Annotated in this window: 14 protein-coding genes; 10 read left to right on the top strand and 4 right to left on the bottom strand. The window is 56.6% G+C overall.

The annotated features are described in order from the left end of the window. Positions 1-42 precede the first annotated feature (42 nt). Complete coding sequence (locus tag AAC622_RS12010) at positions 43-1,695, bottom strand: thiamine pyrophosphate-dependent enzyme (protein WP_340262887.1); 1,653 nt, start codon at positions 1,693-1,695, stop codon at positions 43-45. A 58-nt stretch (positions 1,696-1,753) separates the two neighbouring features. On the opposite strand from AAC622_RS12010, the gene AAC622_RS12005 reads away from it, so the two are divergent. Further along, positions 1,754-2,293 (top strand): NADPH-dependent FMN reductase, encoded by a 540-nt coding sequence (locus AAC622_RS12005; protein ID WP_340262884.1) that lies wholly within the window; start codon positions 1,754-1,756, stop codon positions 2,291-2,293. Here the strand turns inward: AAC622_RS12005 and AAC622_RS12000 are convergent. Next, positions 2,290-3,348, bottom strand: a complete 1,059-nt coding sequence (locus tag AAC622_RS12000; RefSeq protein ID WP_340262881.1) for an NAD(P)/FAD-dependent oxidoreductase — start codon at positions 3,346-3,348, stop codon at positions 2,290-2,292. The genes AAC622_RS12005 and AAC622_RS12000 overlap by 4 nt on opposite strands. Positions 3,349-3,428: 80 nt before the next feature. Here AAC622_RS12000 and mnmD point away from each other — a divergent pair, with 80 nt between their 5' ends. After that, positions 3,429-4,106: a tRNA (5-methylaminomethyl-2-thiouridine)(34)-methyltransferase MnmD gene (mnmD, locus tag AAC622_RS11995; protein ID WP_340262879.1), complete on the top strand. Its 678-nt coding sequence runs from the start codon at positions 3,429-3,431 to the stop codon at positions 4,104-4,106. Then, positions 4,103-5,065 carry a DMT family transporter gene (locus tag AAC622_RS11990; RefSeq protein WP_340253813.1) on the top strand — a complete coding sequence of 321 codons (963 nt, stop codon included), beginning with the start codon at positions 4,103-4,105 and terminating at the stop codon, positions 5,063-5,065. The genes mnmD and AAC622_RS11990 overlap by 4 nt, the downstream gene beginning before the upstream one ends. Here AAC622_RS11990 and AAC622_RS11985 read toward each other — a convergent pair. Continuing rightward, positions 4,980-6,959 carry a lytic transglycosylase domain-containing protein gene (locus AAC622_RS11985; RefSeq protein ID WP_340262876.1) on the bottom strand — a complete coding sequence of 660 codons (1,980 nt, stop codon included), beginning with the start codon at positions 6,957-6,959 and terminating at the stop codon, positions 4,980-4,982. The two genes, AAC622_RS11990 and AAC622_RS11985, sit on opposite strands and share 86 nt — an antisense overlap. A 205-nt stretch (positions 6,960-7,164) precedes the next feature. Between AAC622_RS11985 and dapA the strand changes: the two genes are divergently transcribed. The 7 genes from dapA to AAC622_RS11950 all read left to right on the top strand — a co-directional run bounded on the left by dapA (position 7,165) and on the right by AAC622_RS11950 (position 12,734). Then, positions 7,165-8,037: a 4-hydroxy-tetrahydrodipicolinate synthase gene (gene dapA, locus AAC622_RS11980; protein WP_340262873.1), complete on the top strand. Its 873-nt coding sequence runs from the start codon at positions 7,165-7,167 to the stop codon at positions 8,035-8,037. Positions 8,038-8,055: 18 nt separating this feature from the next. Next, positions 8,056-8,532, top strand: coding sequence for an SsrA-binding protein SmpB (smpB, locus tag AAC622_RS11975; RefSeq protein WP_317657220.1), 477 nt, complete (start codon positions 8,056-8,058; stop codon positions 8,530-8,532). Positions 8,533-8,618: 86 nt separating this feature from the next. Then, positions 8,619-9,467 (top strand): 3-mercaptopyruvate sulfurtransferase, encoded by an 849-nt coding sequence (gene sseA / locus AAC622_RS11970; RefSeq protein ID WP_340262871.1) that lies wholly within the window; start codon positions 8,619-8,621, stop codon positions 9,465-9,467. Further along, positions 9,464-10,021, top strand: a complete 558-nt coding sequence (locus tag AAC622_RS11965; protein ID WP_340262868.1) for a GNAT family N-acetyltransferase — start codon at positions 9,464-9,466, stop codon at positions 10,019-10,021. Before sseA ends, AAC622_RS11965 begins: the two co-directional genes overlap by 4 nt. A 9-nt stretch (positions 10,022-10,030) precedes the next feature. Beyond that, a complete protein-coding gene (locus AAC622_RS11960; RefSeq protein ID WP_340262865.1) occupies positions 10,031-11,221 on the top strand; it encodes an amino acid aminotransferase in 1,191 nt (396 codons plus the stop codon). A gap of 68 nt (positions 11,222-11,289) precedes the next feature. Continuing rightward, positions 11,290-11,913 carry a queuosine precursor transporter gene (locus AAC622_RS11955; RefSeq protein ID WP_340262863.1) on the top strand — a complete coding sequence of 208 codons (624 nt, stop codon included), beginning with the start codon at positions 11,290-11,292 and terminating at the stop codon, positions 11,911-11,913. 242 nt (positions 11,914-12,155) lie between these two features. After that, complete coding sequence (locus AAC622_RS11950) at positions 12,156-12,734, top strand: hemerythrin domain-containing protein (protein ID WP_340262861.1); 579 nt, start codon at positions 12,156-12,158, stop codon at positions 12,732-12,734. A gap of 38 nt (positions 12,735-12,772) precedes the next feature. Here the strand turns inward: AAC622_RS11950 and gyrB are convergent, their stop codons facing one another. Beyond that, positions 12,773-15,190, bottom strand: coding sequence for a DNA topoisomerase (ATP-hydrolyzing) subunit B (gene gyrB, locus AAC622_RS11945; RefSeq protein ID WP_340262857.1), 2,418 nt, complete (start codon positions 15,188-15,190; stop codon positions 12,773-12,775). Positions 15,191-15,253 lie beyond the last annotated feature (63 nt).

The following is a 15,253-nucleotide window of genomic DNA, read 5'->3' as shown; positions in this document are numbered from 1 at the left end:
TTACTGCGCTTGAGGCTGCGGCGCAAGCGGTGAGCGCGCCACCTAGCCTTTGAGATCAGAGAGGTTAAAGGATGGCGACAGCATATCTGGGTCAAGCCGCAATTCGATCAGATGCAAGCCTCCCTCCAAAGCCGCCTCAAAGGCAGGCGCAAATTCAGCTGTGCGGGTCACCAAATGACCCGTCCCGCCATAGGCCTTTGCCAAGGCGACATAATCAGGGTTGAATAAATCCGTGCCAGACACGCGCTCTGGATAGGTTTTCTCTTGGTGCATCCGAATGGTGCCGTAGCGGCCATTATTGGCGATCACGACGACAATATCCGCCCCAAATTGCCGCGCGGTCGACAGCTCCTGCAAGGTCATTTGCAAGCAACCATCCCCCGCCATGCAAATCACAGGGGTTTCACGATGCGCCAATTTGGCCGCGACCGCCGCAGGCAATCCATATCCCATCGAGCCAGAAGTCGGCGCAAGCTGTTGACCGTAGCGGCGATAAGAGAAATAGCGATGCACAAAAGCCGCGTAATTGCCTGCGCCATTGGTCACGATCCCACGCCCCCCAAGAATACGGGACATCTCAAGCACGACTTCCTCAAGGCGCACATCACCCGTTGTGGTTTGGGGGTTTTGCCACGCGCGATAGGCCGCATGCACGCGCGCGGCGCGACCCTGATCTTGTGCGGGGATATCATCTAGAACCGCCCGCGCCACCCGCAGAAAAGCGGGGATGTCACAAACCATACTTGCATCAGGGCGATAGACGCGACCCAATTCATCCGGATCAGTATGCGCGTGATAAAGCCGCCCCTGCCAACCCTTGCGCGGATCGCGCAATACATATCCGCCTGTCACCACCTCACCCATGCGGGTGCCTAGGGCCAGAACCCGATCCGCCTTGGCAAAACTTTGCATGGTTGCGGGACAGGCCCCGACACCCAAATACCCCGCGAAGCAAGGGTGATGATTATCAACGTAATCCTGCCGCCTGAAACTGGTGGCGATTGGGATGTCCAAATGTGCTGCAATCGTTTCAGCATCCGCGCGGGTCTGTTCTGACCAATCGCTGCCACCCACCACCATCATGGGTGATTTGCACGCGGCGAGGGCGCCAAGCCATTCCCGAACAATCTGCGGATCAGGCAAAGAGGACGAAACACCCGAAGGGGCCAAATCAACACAGTCCGCCACCGCCGAAAGAATATCCTCGGGCAGAGCCAAAACCACGGGCCCCTTGCGGCCCGATTGCGCCACGCGAAAAGCGCGCGCGATATATTCTGGCAATCGGTCAGTTTGCTCCACCTCCGCGACCCATTTCACGAGCGGGCCGAAAAACGCACGATAATCAACCTCTTGGAATGCTGCGCGATCCCGATGCGCCAGCGGAACCTGCCCGACAAAACAGACCAACGGGGTGCTGTCATGCATGGCCACATGCAGACCAGAGGCGGCATTGCTGGCCCCAGGCCCACGGGTAACGAATAAAACGCCCACCTCGCCAGTGGTTTTTGCATGGGCCTCGGCCATCATGGCCGCACCCCCCTCTTGGCGACACACGATGTTCTCGATTTTGCGATCGTAAAGCCCATCCAATGCGGCCAGAAAACTTTCACCTGGAACAGAGAAAACACGCCGCACCCCATGCGCTGCAAGTTGATCTGCAAGGATTTTGCCACCATGGCGTGAAGGGGGGGTCATTGTTTCAATCTCTATCCTGACTATCTTTGCGAGGAGCATAGACGAAGAAGGGTGCGAGATGTCCAGAGGAAGATTAATCGGGCTGTGCGGGGCGTTGCGCAAAGGATCAAGCAATCGAAAACTGATGAACGCGGCTGCGCAGAGCTTTGACCCCGCTGAATTTATTGAAGCGAATTTGCAGCTTCCGCTCTATGATGGGGATGTTGAAGACAGCCAAGGCATCCCTGACGCGGTGATCCGCCTGCGCGATCAAATCGCAGCGGCGGATGCGGTGATCATCTCGACCCCCGAATATAACAAGGCGCTGTCAGGCGTTTTAAAAAATGCGCTTGATTGGATCAGTCGCACCGGCAGCAACCCGTGGCGCAATAAACCCGTTGCGATTATGTCTTCAGCAGCAGGGCGCGCAGGCGGCGAGCGGGCGCAATATTCACTGCGCCTCTGTCTAACGCCATTTCGTCCACATCTTTTGACTGGGCCCGAGCTCTGTTTGGCGCAAGGGCCAGATCAATTTAATGGCGAGGTTTTGATCAATGCGCGCGCGCAAAAAACCCTTGATGAATTGATGGGTGAATTGCGGCGTGCAGCGGGGCTTTAGTCCTGTGCTGGCAAGGACACAGCGGGTGCGAAATCAGAGGGGATAGTATCGCGCCCCTCCAGCACCAAATCTGCCATGACATCGGCAACACGGGGGGCAATGCCAAACCCAATCTTAAAGCCACCATTGGCAATAAAGTGATCCGTCCGAAGCGGATGCCGCCCCAGCATTGGCGCGCGGCTTTTGGCACGGGGGCGCAGACCCGCCCAACGCGTGACAACCTGCGCCTCTGCCAAAGCGGGGCATAGCCTGCGCGCCTTTTCAATCAAAAAATCTAGATTGGCGTCCGTGGTGGATGGGTCATTAAAGTCGCGCTCTGACGTTGACCCGATGGCAACCTGCCCGCGCCCCTGCGGCCCTTCATGCGGCACGAAATGCACCCCATCTATGAAAAGCTGTGGCAGGCTGCCCATATCCGCATCAAGGATTGCCGCCTGTCCCTTTTGGCCCGCGCCCACCGCCACGCCAAAAGCATCGGATAGCTCTGCCAAACCTGCGGCACCTGTAGCCTCAACCACGGACCCCATCAGCGGGGCATCACTGACGATCTGCCCACCCTTGGCCCGCAAAGCTGCGGCCAAGGCGGCCAAACCTTGACGCGGGGCAAGTCTTGCGCTGAGACTGTCGAAAATAACCTGCGCGGTGGGGCTTGTGATCCATGGCGCATAATCGGCGGCAGGGCGGATGTCCCAGATATAACGGCCCTGCCAATGGGTCTTGGCCCCGCTTTGACGCGCGCGCGCTAGATCAAGCCCTGCCTGATCCATGATCGGCTGCACGCGTCCGACCCGCGCATAGCCAGAAGGCAGGTTTGCGGCATCAGCGACACCTGCCCAAAATACGGCTGCCCCATCAAGAGCTTCGAATTGGAATTGTTTTTTCGCGTTCCATTGTTCGGGCACGTGAGGGGCCAAGGCCCCCACAACACCGCCAGAAGAACCTGCGCCAATGCCGTTAGGATCGATAACTTGCACCTTTGCGCCGCGCGCGGCACAGGCCCATGCAATGGCAAGCCCAAAGATCCCTGCCCCCAAAACTGTCACATCGTAGCGCATGATTTCGCCCCTTGCCAAATTTCGGCGACAGGCCCAGTTTGCCACAAGCCCGCAATGTCGCGGGTCTTTTAAGGCAAGCCATGAATAAGAGCCAGCCACATCCCCTTGAATGGCGGACGGGTGATGTTCCCGTCTCGCGCCAATTCGATGATCCGTTCTTTTCGCTCGATAACGGATTGGCGGAAACCACCTATGTCTTCCTCAGCGGCAATGACCTACCCGAACGGTTTTGCGATGGGTTTCACATTGCGGAACTTGGCTTTGGCACGGGCTTGAATTTTCTGGCCAGCCTTGCCGCGTTTCGCGCGGCCAAGACCGCGGGCGTTTTACATTTCACATCGTTTGAAGCCTTCCCGCTGCAAAGTGATGACTTGACCCGCGCATGGGGGGCGCATCGCGCGAATTTGCCCGCCGATGCCTGTGCCGCGCTGACCCAAACCCCTAATTTGCCACCACAAATCATAGGCCCTGACTACGTTTTGCAGCTTGTTTTCGGGGATGCGCGCATGACATTGCCCCAATGGGATGGGGTCGCAGATGCGTGGTTTCTTGACGGGTTTTCACCTGCCAAAAACCCCGAGCTTTGGGAAGATGATCTTATGCAAACCGTGGCAGAGCATACCAAACAGGGCGGCACTTGTGCGACCTACACCGCCGCAGGCGCAGTGCGCCGCGCCCTTGAGTGCGCGGGGTTTTCTATCACGAGGGCGCAAGGGTTTGGCCGCAAACGCCATATGACGAAGGGGCGCAAGAATTGATCGAGCAGAACACCCGCAAGGGCATTTTCCTGATGATTGCCACGACCATCGTCTTTGCCATTCAAGACGGGATCAGCCGCCATTTGGCGGGTGAATACAATGTCATGATGGTCGTGATGATCCGCTATTGGTTCTTTGCGGCATTCGTCATCGCGATATCCGCCCGCAAGGCAGGCGGGCTCAAGGCGGCTGCCGCCACCAACCAACCTTTTTTGCAGGCCTTCCGTGGGATTCTGTTGGCAGCCGAAGTTTGCGTGGCGGTGTTGTCCTTCACGCTTCTCGGTCTGGTCGAAAGCCACGCGATCTTTGCCTGCTATCCGCTTTTGGTCGCGGCCCTATCTGGGCCAATCCTTGGTGAAAAGGTGGGCTGGCGCAGATGGGCGGCCATTGGCACGGGCTTTATCGGCATCCTCATCATCCTTGAGCCTGGCGTGACTGTTTTTGCCATTGAGGCGCTAATCCCATTGGCATCGGCGCTGATGTTCGCGGTCTACGGGCTTTTGACGCGCTATGTGTCCCGCCAAGACAGCGCGGCTACCAGTTTCTTTTGGACGGGGATCACGGGTGCGATCTTTATGACCGCAGTGGGCATCTGGTTTTGGGAGGCCATGGCCCCAACCGATTGGATCTGGATGGGTTTTTTGTGCATGACAGGCGCGCTTGGGCATTATTTACTGATCCGCGCTTATGAAGTGGCCGAAGCCAGTGCCGTGCAGCCTTTCGCCTATTTGCAGATGCCGTTTTCCTCGATCATCGGGATATTAATCTTCGGCGATGTGCTGCGGGAAAACGTGGCACTGGGCGCAGGGCTTGTGGTTGCGGCAGGGTTGTTCACCCTGTTCCGCGCCCGCGCCAAAGAAAAAGCAGAGCAAATCAACGCCGTTGCAGCAGTTCCGACAAATGCGGACGCTGCAACGCCCCCGTCAGACGCGCCTCGTAAATCTGAAGGCTCTCCGTGACGCGCATGATGTAATTGCGCGTTTCGGTAAAAGGCACAGCTTCGATCCAATCCACAATATCAACGGCGGGATCGCGCGGATCACCAAATCGCTCGATCCAAGAAGTCGCGCGTGAAGGCCCCGCATTATAAGCAACAGCCAAAAGCACGGGGTTCGTCCCGAAATCTTCGCTGAGATATTGCAAATATCCTGCGCCAAGCCGCGCGTTATAGGCGGGGTCGCTCAGCAAGCGCTGCTCTTCATAAGCAATGCCTTGTCGGCGCGCCTCGGATTGGGCCGTGCGCGGCATAACTTGCATCAAACCGCGCGCGCCTGCAGGGCTGATAACTGTGGGGTTAAACTCGGACTCGCGCCGTGCGATAGACAGAACAAAAGCAGGGTCAAACCCCAAATCTGCCGATGCCAAATCGGTCACGGGAAAATAGGCAGGCATGATCTCATGCCCATCCAAAGCCGCGCGTTTTGCAATCATGACCGCATAATGCGGCTCGCGCAATTCAAGCGCGAATTGCGCCAGCGCACCCGCCTCGGCACGGCTCAGGCTTTCGGTCAAATGGGTCATAAAGCGTTCCGCCAAATCCCCCTCGCCGGCCTGATGAAGCAACAACGCCGCGTGAAACACCGAAGAATTCGCAAAGGAAGCCTGCCGCCAATCGCCAAATTGCTCGCGGCCTAGGAACCCTTCATCTTGCGGGAAACCTCCGCGCTCTGCGGCCAATTGACCATAAAAACTCGATTGGAATTCAGCGCCATGGGCATAGGCAGAACGGGCCGCCTCTGTGTTGCCCAAGGCCTCATGCGCGCGTCCAATCCAATAGCCCGCACGCCCTGACGAAATGGGTGAATCCACAACCGATCGCATGGCCTCAAAATGGGTCAAGGCGCGGGCAGCATTGCCAGATTTCAGGGCATTATATCCCGCCAACCATTCCAATTCCGCGTAATCGCTTGCATCGCGTTCGGGCGAGAGGAAATGCGGCGCGGCTAATTGGTAGGCCTGCGCAAAATCCCCTTCGCGCATCACATCACGGGCCAATGAGGCACGCCGCCACGACCAATATTCAGGGCGACCCAATCCGTCTTGCGAGTTTGAGCGCGCCAACATCATCTCACGCGCGCCATCCCAAAGCCCCGCCTCCATGCGCCATCGAAACCGCTCAAAAGCAAGCCCCGCATCATCTGCATATTGTGCTGGAACAGCATCAATCAGCGCATTGATGCCATCACTGCGCCCAGCCCGAAGGGCCAAACGCGCCGCTGCCAAGGCACGTGCCCCACTCTCCACTTCGGCCATCATCTGCTCGGCAAGGGCGGTTTCACCCTCCCAGAGCAACATATCAAGCCGCGCAAAATTCAGCTCGGCCAGATCCGAACGATGCCGTGCCAAGAGATCTGCAACCAAATCGCGGGACAGTGGCATGGTCACCCAAGCCTCACGCAGCACTTGCTGATAGGCTGTGTTGTTTCCACGCGCCTCATGAGTCGCCAACAAACCGCGCAGCCCATCGGTGGTCAGGGGCATAGCACCGCCAAAATAGACAATAACCTGATCAGGGCTGCCCCCCTCGGCCATGGCCCCCTCACCTTGTTGGTGAAGATATGGCAGACCTGGCCAATCGCTACGGCGCTCTAGAAAATCGGGATATTCTGCCGCTGTGCCCCCTTCGGCGCGCAAAATAACCCATTGCAGAACATCGCGGGCAACAGCGTCAGCCAGACCCGATTGAAGCGCGCGCGCGCGCTCAAAATCGCGCTCTGTTGCCGCCGCGATTGCCTCGCGGAGGGGGCTTTGGGCCAACGCAGCGCGAATTGGCATCACCAATGCAACCAAAGCCACACCCACGGCCATAATGATCTTATGCCATCTACGTCCTGTGCCTATCGCGCCTGTCACGGGTGAACCCCTATATTTTAAAAGTCAAAACCTGCTCGGGCGCTGTTATGCGCCTCTTTGACCCCCAAGCTATATCTTCCCTCGACATCTGCAAGAGAGGAACTTGGCAATTCTGTCGAAGATCGCTAGTGTCCACGCGGTCTTGCGCTTATGTTGGGACGGCAAGGCAGATCATCTGTCCAGAAACGAAAAAAGGAAGCGTGTCATGTTCAAAGGCTCTATGCCCGCATTGGTAACGCCGTTCACAAACGGCGCTGTTGATTTCGGCACGCTTGAAAAACTCGTGGACTGGCAGATCACCGAAGGCAGCCACGGGCTTGTGCCTGTTGGCACCACAGGCGAAAGCCCGACCCTGAGCCATGAAGAACATGAGGCCGTGATCAAGGCGGTTGTGAAAACCGCCGCAGGGCGCGTGCCCGTTATTGCAGGGGCAGGATCCAACAACACAGTAGAGGCATTGCGATTTGTGCAATTCGCCAAGGATGTGGGGGCGGAGGCCGCTTTGGTGGTAACGCCCTATTACAACAAGCCCACGCAAAGAGGCATGATTGCCCATTTCGAGGCATTGAATGAAGTCGGCATTCCGATCATCATCTATAATATTCCGCCCCGCTCTGTGGTGGATATGATGCCTGATACGATGGGCGCACTCGCCAAGTTGCCAAATATTATCGGGGTGAAGGATGCCACCGGCGATCTGAGCCGTGTGCCCAAGCAACGCATCACCTGCGGCACGGATTTTGTGCAGCTGTCAGGTGAGGATGCCACGGCCATAGGCTTTAACGCACAAGGCGGTGTGGGCTGTATTTCCGTCACAGCGAATGTTGCGCCCGCACTCTGTGCCGCGATGCAAGAGGCAACTCTACGCGGCGATTACGCGGCAGCGCTTGAGTATCAAGACAAGCTTATGCCGCTGCATGAGGCCATTTTCCTTGAGCCAGGTGTCGCCGGTGCAAAATATGGGCTGTCTCTGTTGGGGCGCGCAAATGATGAGGTGCGGCTGCCATTGACCACGCTGAGCGATGCTACGAAAGCACGGATCAAATCGGCCATGCAGCACGCGGGTCTGATCGCCTGATCGGCAAGAAGGGCCGATATGGCAAAGAAAGACGAGAATAAGAACTACAAGGTCATTGCCGAGAACCGCCGCGCGCGGTTTGACTATGCCATTGAATCTGACCTTGAGGTTGGAATCGTCTTGCAAGGCTCAGAGGTGAAGTCGCTGCGCCAAGGCCAATCCAACATCGCCGACAGCTATGCGGCGGTTGAGGATGGCGAATTGTGGTTGGTGGCCGCCTATATCGCACCATATGCCCAAGCCAAAACTTGGGGTCATGAAGAACGGCGTAAACGCAAACTTCTTTGCTCGAAGCGGGAGGTCGCGCGCCTGTGGAACGCCTCGCAACGCGAAGGTATGACCCTTGTGCCTTTGGTCATGTATTTCAACGATCGCGGCATCGTGAAGCTCAAGATTGGCATCGCCAAAGGTAAGAAAGTCGCCGATAAGCGCGAAACCAGCGCCAAGCGTGATTGGAACCGCCAAAAGCAGCGGATTCTCAAACAGAACGGGTAAGCTGTCATACGCCCTTTGCCTGATCATCAATTTGGGCTAGGTCTGTCTGAAGGTTGCCTTGACCCAAACGCGCCTTGGAGTTTGCTATGACTGATGATCCTAAAACCCTAGTCTCAACCGAATGGCTTGCGGCCCATCTGTCGGATCCTGACATGCGGATTTTGGATGCATCTTGGTATTTGCCCGATATGAACCGCGATGCTCGCGCGGAATATGACGCGGGCCATATTCCCGGCGCTCGCTTCTTTAATATTGACGAGATTAGCGACACCCAATCTGCCTTGCCCCATATGGCACCACCCTCTGAAAAATTCATGTCGCGGATGCGCGCGATGGGTGTGGGTGATGGGCATCAGGTGGTGGTCTATGACGGCGCGGGCATATTTTCAGCCGCCCGCGTGTGGTGGCTTTTCCGCCTGATGGGCAAAACGGACATCGCCGTTCTTGATGGGGGTTTGAAAAAATGGAAGGCCGAAGGTCGCCCCTTGGAGGATATGGCACCAATCCTGCGCGACCGCCACATGACCGCACAACGCCAAGCAAATTTGGTCAAGGATGTGACCCAAGTCGCTGCTGCCGTGAAATTGCGCGATTGGCAGATTGTTGATGCGCGCGGCCCCGCGCGGTTCCGCGGTGAGGAACCTGAACCACGGGCAGGACTGCGTGCTGGCCATATTCCGGGCGCATTGAACGTGCATTATGCCACGCTGCTCAATTCCGATGGCACCATGAAAAAAGGCGAGGCTTTGCGCGCCGCCTTTACTGATCAAGGCGTTGATCTGGAGCGGCGGATTATCACAAGCTGCGGCTCTGGCGTAACGGCGGCTATTTTGTCCTTGGGGCTAGAGATCCTTGGGCATCGCGATCATGCGCTTTATGATGGATCTTGGGCCGAATGGGGCCAATTCGATCAGCTGAAAGTTGAGACGGGATGAGCCTGATTAAGGCAGGAACCGAGGTTCCCTATCGCGTCACTTTTTTGCGTATGACCGCGCGGCCTGACAACCAAACGGCGCTGCCCCAAGACATCACGCTTGAGCGCGCTATGGATCCGCCCCTTTGGTATTTTTTTGCGCTCTATGACGCGGTGGGACGCGATTACGAATGGGTGGATCAACATAATCGTCCCGAGGCTGAACTGCGCGGCTTTCTCGAAAGCCCCTTGGTCGAGCTGTGGGTCGCCAAACGTGGCGGCGTGCCGCAAGGGTTTTTCATCCTTGACTTCACCGAACCGCCGATCTGCGATCTGGCCTATTTTGGCCTCACGCCAAATGCCGTTGGCCAGGGGTTGGGCCGCGCCCTTTTAAACCAAGCATTGGCACAAGCATGGGGTGGCGCAGGCGTCACATCCGTCACAATAAACACCTGCACGCTTGACCATCCGCGCGCACTGGCGCTCTATCAATCGGCGGGTTTCGTAGCTGAGCGGTTCGAAGATCGCAGTCGCGTTCTGACCCGCGACAGAGACACATCGCTTCACCCTGCCTAAAGGCCTATGATGTTTGAAACGCTGACCGCCCCCGAAGCTGATAAAATCATCCGTCTGATGGGGATTTTTGCGGCTGACCCGCGACCTGAAAAAATCGACCTTGGCGTAGGGGTCTATAGAAACAGCCAAGGGCAGACCCCAATCATGGCAGCGGTCAAACAGGCCGAGCGTAAGATTTGGGACGCACAGCACAGCAAATCTTATGTCTCGCTTGCAGGCGATAAAGCCTATCTTGATGCGGTCGAGGAGCTGCTATTTTCCACGCGCGGGGCCAAAGCCGCGATTGCAACACCTGGTGGAACGGGCGCATTGCGCCAATGTTTTGAGGCGCTCAAATATCTGCGCCCAAACCTGACGGTATGGCTGCCAGAACCAACATGGCCCAACCACGCCTCAATCCTGCGTTATTTGGGTCTGCAGGTTCAAACCTATCGCTTCCGCGATGAGGCAAGAGGCGGGTTAGATCACGCAGGCCTGATGGCGGATCTGGCACAAGTGGCACAAGGGGATGCCGTGGTCATCCACGGCTGCTGTCACAATCCAACGGGGATTGAACCAACCCCAGACACATGGCGCGACATCGCCGTGACACTGGCCAAGCGCGGGGCCCTGCCCGTGATTGATATGGCCTATCTGGGATTTGGCAGTGGGATTGAACAAGATCGCGCGGGTTTAGATGTGATCTGCGCTGAATGCCCCGAAGTTTTGGTGGGGTTTTCAGCCTCTAAATCCTTTGGGCTGTATCGGGATCGCGTGGGTGCGGTTCTGGCTCAATGCCACAGCCCTGCCATTCAATCTGAGATGCAAGGCTTGCTGACATGGCTTAATCGCCAGAATTATGCCTTTCCCCCAGATCATGGGGCGCGGGTGGTGCAAGTGATTTTGGATGATCCCGAACTGCGTGCAAACTGGGTGGCCGAGCTATCGGCGATGCGTCACGAGATTGACGCGAACCGCCAATGCTTTGCCGATGATTTGCGTCAGCACCAAATGGGTCGCCTTGCAGATCAAATCGCGGCACAACGCGGGATGTTCTCGCTGCTGGGCCTCAGCCCCAATGACGTGCGTCAGTTGCGCGAAACGCGGGGGATTTATCTGGTTGAGGACAGTCGCGTCAATCTTGCAGCAATGACACCCACCGCCAGCCGCATCGTGGCCGAAGCCATTTCAACGCTTGCACAAGCTGGGCAATCAGCATAGAGCGCGCCCTGTCCCGCGATGCGCGCGGGGCCAAGTCTCCGACTACCTTGTCAAAACGGATGAACATTATGAAATCTTCCTATCTTCCTGGCATCCTTGCCATGGCGGCCATCGTTTTGGCCTCAAATATCCTTGTGCAGTTTCTATTCGGCAATTGGCTGACATGGGGTGCCTTTACCTATCCATTGGCCTTTTTGGTCACTGACATCATGAACCGCGTCTATGGTGTGGCAGCCGCGCGGCGCGTTGTATTTGCGGGTTTTGTGACGGGCGTGATCTGCTCTCTCATAGGCACGCAAATCATGGGCGAGTTTGGGCCATTGGTGACGTTGCGTATTGCTCTTGGTTCTGGCCTTGCGTTCCTCGTGGCGCAGTTGATGGATGTGGCCATATTTGACCGCCTGCGCGCTGGCGCATGGTGGCGCGCGCCTGTCGTCTCGACCTTGGTTGGGTCTAGCCTTGATACCGCGCTGTTCTTCACCATCGCGTTTTCGGCAAGCCTCAGCTTCCTTGAACCTGCCAATGATGTCTCTTGGGCGGGCGACATATTGCACATCTTGGGCCACGGCCCCGAAGCGCCGCTGTGGGTATCCCTTGCCATTGCTGACTGGTTGGTCAAGCTCGCGCTCGCGTTGATCGCGCTTGTGCCATTCCGCCTGATTACCCGCAAAGTTTTGGCACAGGTTGCGTAAAAACTTTTGACAAACACAAAATATGTGGCAACCTGTGGATAACAGCAACGTAATGAAAGGAGGTGATCCAGTGTCTAGAGAGGTATTGGAGAAAGGGTTCGGGACAGCGATGGAGGTGCGCCTTTAAGCAGCCTTAAGGGCAATAACCGAAATGGCTGGGCGATGATTTCCTAACCGCGCCCACCTCCTGATTTCTCGAAGGGCCGCTTGCAAGAGCGGCCCTTTTCGATGAGAGGTTTCCTATGACTGAGATAGATCATCTTGCATTGGCCCGCCGCGAAGGCCTGCCCGATGCGCTGCGTATTCTGTTGCAGGATTACCCGCGCGAGATATGGCAAGCGCATCCAAATTTTGGTGGCTTGGTCGCATTCTGGTTGAACCGCCACCTTATGTTCCGCAGACTTGACGCCATGTTGACCGATGCGGTGCAACAGGCACTAGATCGCAACAATGATCCGCAAAACTTTGCGCGCAACATATCTCGCTTTGGCGGGATGCTGCTTGAGCAATTGCACGGCCATCACATGATCGAAGATCAGCATTATTTTCCGTTGCTTGCGCAAAGAGAGCCCAAACTTGAACGTGGTTTTGACATTCTTGACCATGACCACCACGCGCTTGATCCGTTGTTGGCGGAGTTTGCCACGGCAGCGAATGGGGCGATTACGGGCGCGCTTGCGGGCAAGGGGCCAGATGCAATTGCCCCTCTTGAGCGCGAGATGACCCGCCTGTCCCGTCTGTTGGATCGGCATTTGCAAGATGAAGAAGAACTGGTGGTTCCCGTTATTCTAAAATTCGGCTCTTCAGGCCTAGACGGATAACGCAAAGCCCCCGCCAGTGGGGGGCTTTGAAAGAACGTTTAGAAATCTAAGTTCTCAACACTCAGTGCGTTGGCTTGGATGAATTCGCGGCGGGGTTCTACGACATCGCCCATCAGTTTGGTAAAAATGTCATCCGCATCGGCCAGATCGTCAATTTTGACCTGCAACAAGGTGCGCGCCTCTGGATCGAGGGTGGTTTCCCACAGCTGGCCTGGGTTCATCTCACCCAAACCCTTATAGCGTTGCAGGGTCAGGCCCTTTTCACCCTCCGCCAAAATGGCATCCAGCAATTCGGTCGGGCCATGGATGATCTGGCTACGTTCTTTACGGGCAAGATGCGCTGGCTTTGCAAAAATCTCGCGTGTTTCGGCGCTGACGGAGGAGAGCTTACGCGCCTCACCAGACCGCAGAACTGCACCATCAAGGTTTCTGATTTCTTCCACCCCGCGCAAAACGCGGCTAAGGCGGATCCCATGATCTTGGGTAATACGCCCTTGCCATCCGCGCTCGTATTCCACGGCGACCAAGTCGAGGCGCGCCGCGATTTGATCCGCAACACCCTGAAGATCGCTGTTCAAGCGGTCTTGATCAAAGCCACCCGCAAGCGCGGCCTGTTCAAGGATGTGACGGGGATAATGGGTTGGGAAGGCTTCAAGAACACGGCGGAAGGCACGCGCGCCCTCAACAACGCGCGCCAAATCTGCGCCTGCAATTTCTTCGCCAGAGGGCATACGCAGCACTGCGCCATCAACGCCCATTTGAATCAGGTAATCCTCAAGCGCGGCTTGGTCTTTCAAATAGACCTCGGATTTACCGCGCGCCACCTTGTAAAGCGGCGGCTGCGCAATAAAGAGATTTCCCGCCTCAATGATCTGCGGCATCTGACGGAAGAAGAAGGTCAACAACAGCGTGCGGATATGCGCGCCATCAACATCGGCATCCGTCATGATGACAATCTTGTGGTAGCGCAGTTTTGATAGGTCAAACTCGTCTCGCCCGATGCCTGTGCCAAGCGCGGTGATCAGCGTGCCGATCTCTTGGCTTGACAACATGCGATCAAAGCGCGCGCGTTCCACGTTAAGGATTTTCCCGCGCAGAGGCAGAACCGCCTGATTATGCCGCGACCGGCCCTGTTTGGCGGAACCGCCGGCGCTGTCGCCCTCGACCAAGAACAATTCAGATTTGGCGGGATCTTTTTCCTGACAATCCGCCAATTTACCGGGCAGGCTGGCCACATCCATTGCCGTTTTGCGGCGAGTCAACTCGCGCGCTTTACGCGCGGCTTCGCGGGCCAAAGCCGCTTCGACAATCTTGCCCACGATATTGCGGGCCTCTTGGGGATGTTCTTCAAACCATTCGCCAAGCTTTTCGTTGACCAAATTCTCCACCGCAGGGCGCACTTCTGAGGACACCAATTTGTCCTTGGTCTGGCTTGAGAATTTTGGATCAGGCACTTTGACAGACAACACGCAGGTCAGCCCCTCGCGCGCATCATCGCCTGTGAAATTGACCTTTTCGCGCTTAGCGATACCCGATGTATTGGCGTAGTGGTTGATCGTGCGGGTCAGCGCACCGCGAAAACCTGCCAAATGCGTGCCGCCATCACGTTGTGGGATGTTATTGGTGAAGGGCAGCACGTTCTCATGATAGCTGTCATTCCACCACATCGCGACCTCAACGCCGATGCCATCGCGTTCGCCCGACATAAAAATTGGATCTTCCAACATTCCTGATTTGGAGCGGTCGATATATTTCACGAATTCGCGCACACCGCCCTCATAGACCATCTCGCTGCGCAAAGGTTCGGCGGGGCGTTCATCCTCAAGCACGATTCTGACGCCAGAGTTCAAAAAAGCCAACTCACGCAGACGCGTCTCTAGGGTTTTGAAACTATATTCCAAATTCGAAAATGTGGTCAGCGAGGCGAGAAAACGCACTTCCGTGCCCTTTTCACCATCGGAGTCCCCCACAACGCGCAAATGCTCGACCGTTTCGCCACGTTCGAACTTGGCGTAATGCTCTTTGCCATTGCGCCAAATGCGCAGTTCCAGCCAATCGGAAAGGGCGTTTACAACCGACACGCCCACACCATGCAGACCGCCAGAAACCTTATAGGAGTTCTGGTCAAATTTGCCGCCTGCGTGCAGCTGGGTCATAATCACTTCGGCAGCAGACACGCCTTCCTCAGCATGCATATCCACAGGGATACCACGGCCATTGTCGCGCACGGAAACCGAATTATCGGCATGAATTTTGACGGATACTTGCGTGGCATGGCCTGCCAATGCCTCGTCAATGCCGTTATCGACAACCTCATACACCATATGGTGCAGGCCAGAGCCATCATCAGTGTCACCGATATACATACCGGGACGCTTGCGAACCGCCTCTAAGCCCTTGAGAACTTTGATGGAATCTGCGCCGTATTCCTGCGGCGCGGGCTCGTTTTCGGCCATGGGGACCTCTGCCTGTTTCTTATGCGGTTTTATAACGCGTTGTTGTGGGAATGTCACGCCTTT

The sequence above is a fragment of the Roseobacter sp. HKCCA0882 genome (assembly GCF_037805225.1).
In the GTDB taxonomy this organism is placed as follows: domain Bacteria; phylum Pseudomonadota; class Alphaproteobacteria; order Rhodobacterales; family Rhodobacteraceae; genus M30B80.
Note: the sequence above shows the minus strand (reverse complement) of the source record. Positions and strands in the feature narration are given on the sequence as shown.

Excerpts from the sequence above, each read along its gene's own strand:
- AAC622_RS12010 (WP_340262887.1), bottom strand. The coding sequence starts at position 1,695 with ATGACCCCCCCTTCACGCCATGGTGGCAAAATCCTTGCAGATCAACTT.
- AAC622_RS12005 (WP_340262884.1), top strand. The coding sequence starts at position 1,754 with ATGTCCAGAGGAAGATTAATCGGGCTGTGCGGGGCGTTGCGCAAAGGA.
- AAC622_RS12000 (WP_340262881.1), bottom strand. The coding sequence starts at position 3,348 with ATGCGCTACGATGTGACAGTTTTGGGGGCAGGGATCTTTGGGCTTGCC.
- mnmD (WP_340262879.1), top strand. The coding sequence starts at position 3,429 with ATGAATAAGAGCCAGCCACATCCCCTTGAATGGCGGACGGGTGATGTT.
- dapA (WP_340262873.1), top strand. The coding sequence starts at position 7,165 with ATGTTCAAAGGCTCTATGCCCGCATTGGTAACGCCGTTCACAAACGGC.
- smpB (WP_317657220.1), top strand. The coding sequence starts at position 8,056 with ATGGCAAAGAAAGACGAGAATAAGAACTACAAGGTCATTGCCGAGAAC.
- sseA (WP_340262871.1), top strand. The coding sequence starts at position 8,619 with ATGACTGATGATCCTAAAACCCTAGTCTCAACCGAATGGCTTGCGGCC.
- AAC622_RS11965 (WP_340262868.1), top strand. The coding sequence starts at position 9,464 with ATGAGCCTGATTAAGGCAGGAACCGAGGTTCCCTATCGCGTCACTTTT.
- AAC622_RS11960 (WP_340262865.1), top strand. The coding sequence starts at position 10,031 with ATGTTTGAAACGCTGACCGCCCCCGAAGCTGATAAAATCATCCGTCTG.
- AAC622_RS11955 (WP_340262863.1), top strand. The coding sequence starts at position 11,290 with ATGAAATCTTCCTATCTTCCTGGCATCCTTGCCATGGCGGCCATCGTT.
- AAC622_RS11950 (WP_340262861.1), top strand. The coding sequence starts at position 12,156 with ATGACTGAGATAGATCATCTTGCATTGGCCCGCCGCGAAGGCCTGCCC.
- gyrB (WP_340262857.1), bottom strand. The coding sequence starts at position 15,190 with ATGGCCGAAAACGAGCCCGCGCCGCAGGAATACGGCGCAGATTCCATC.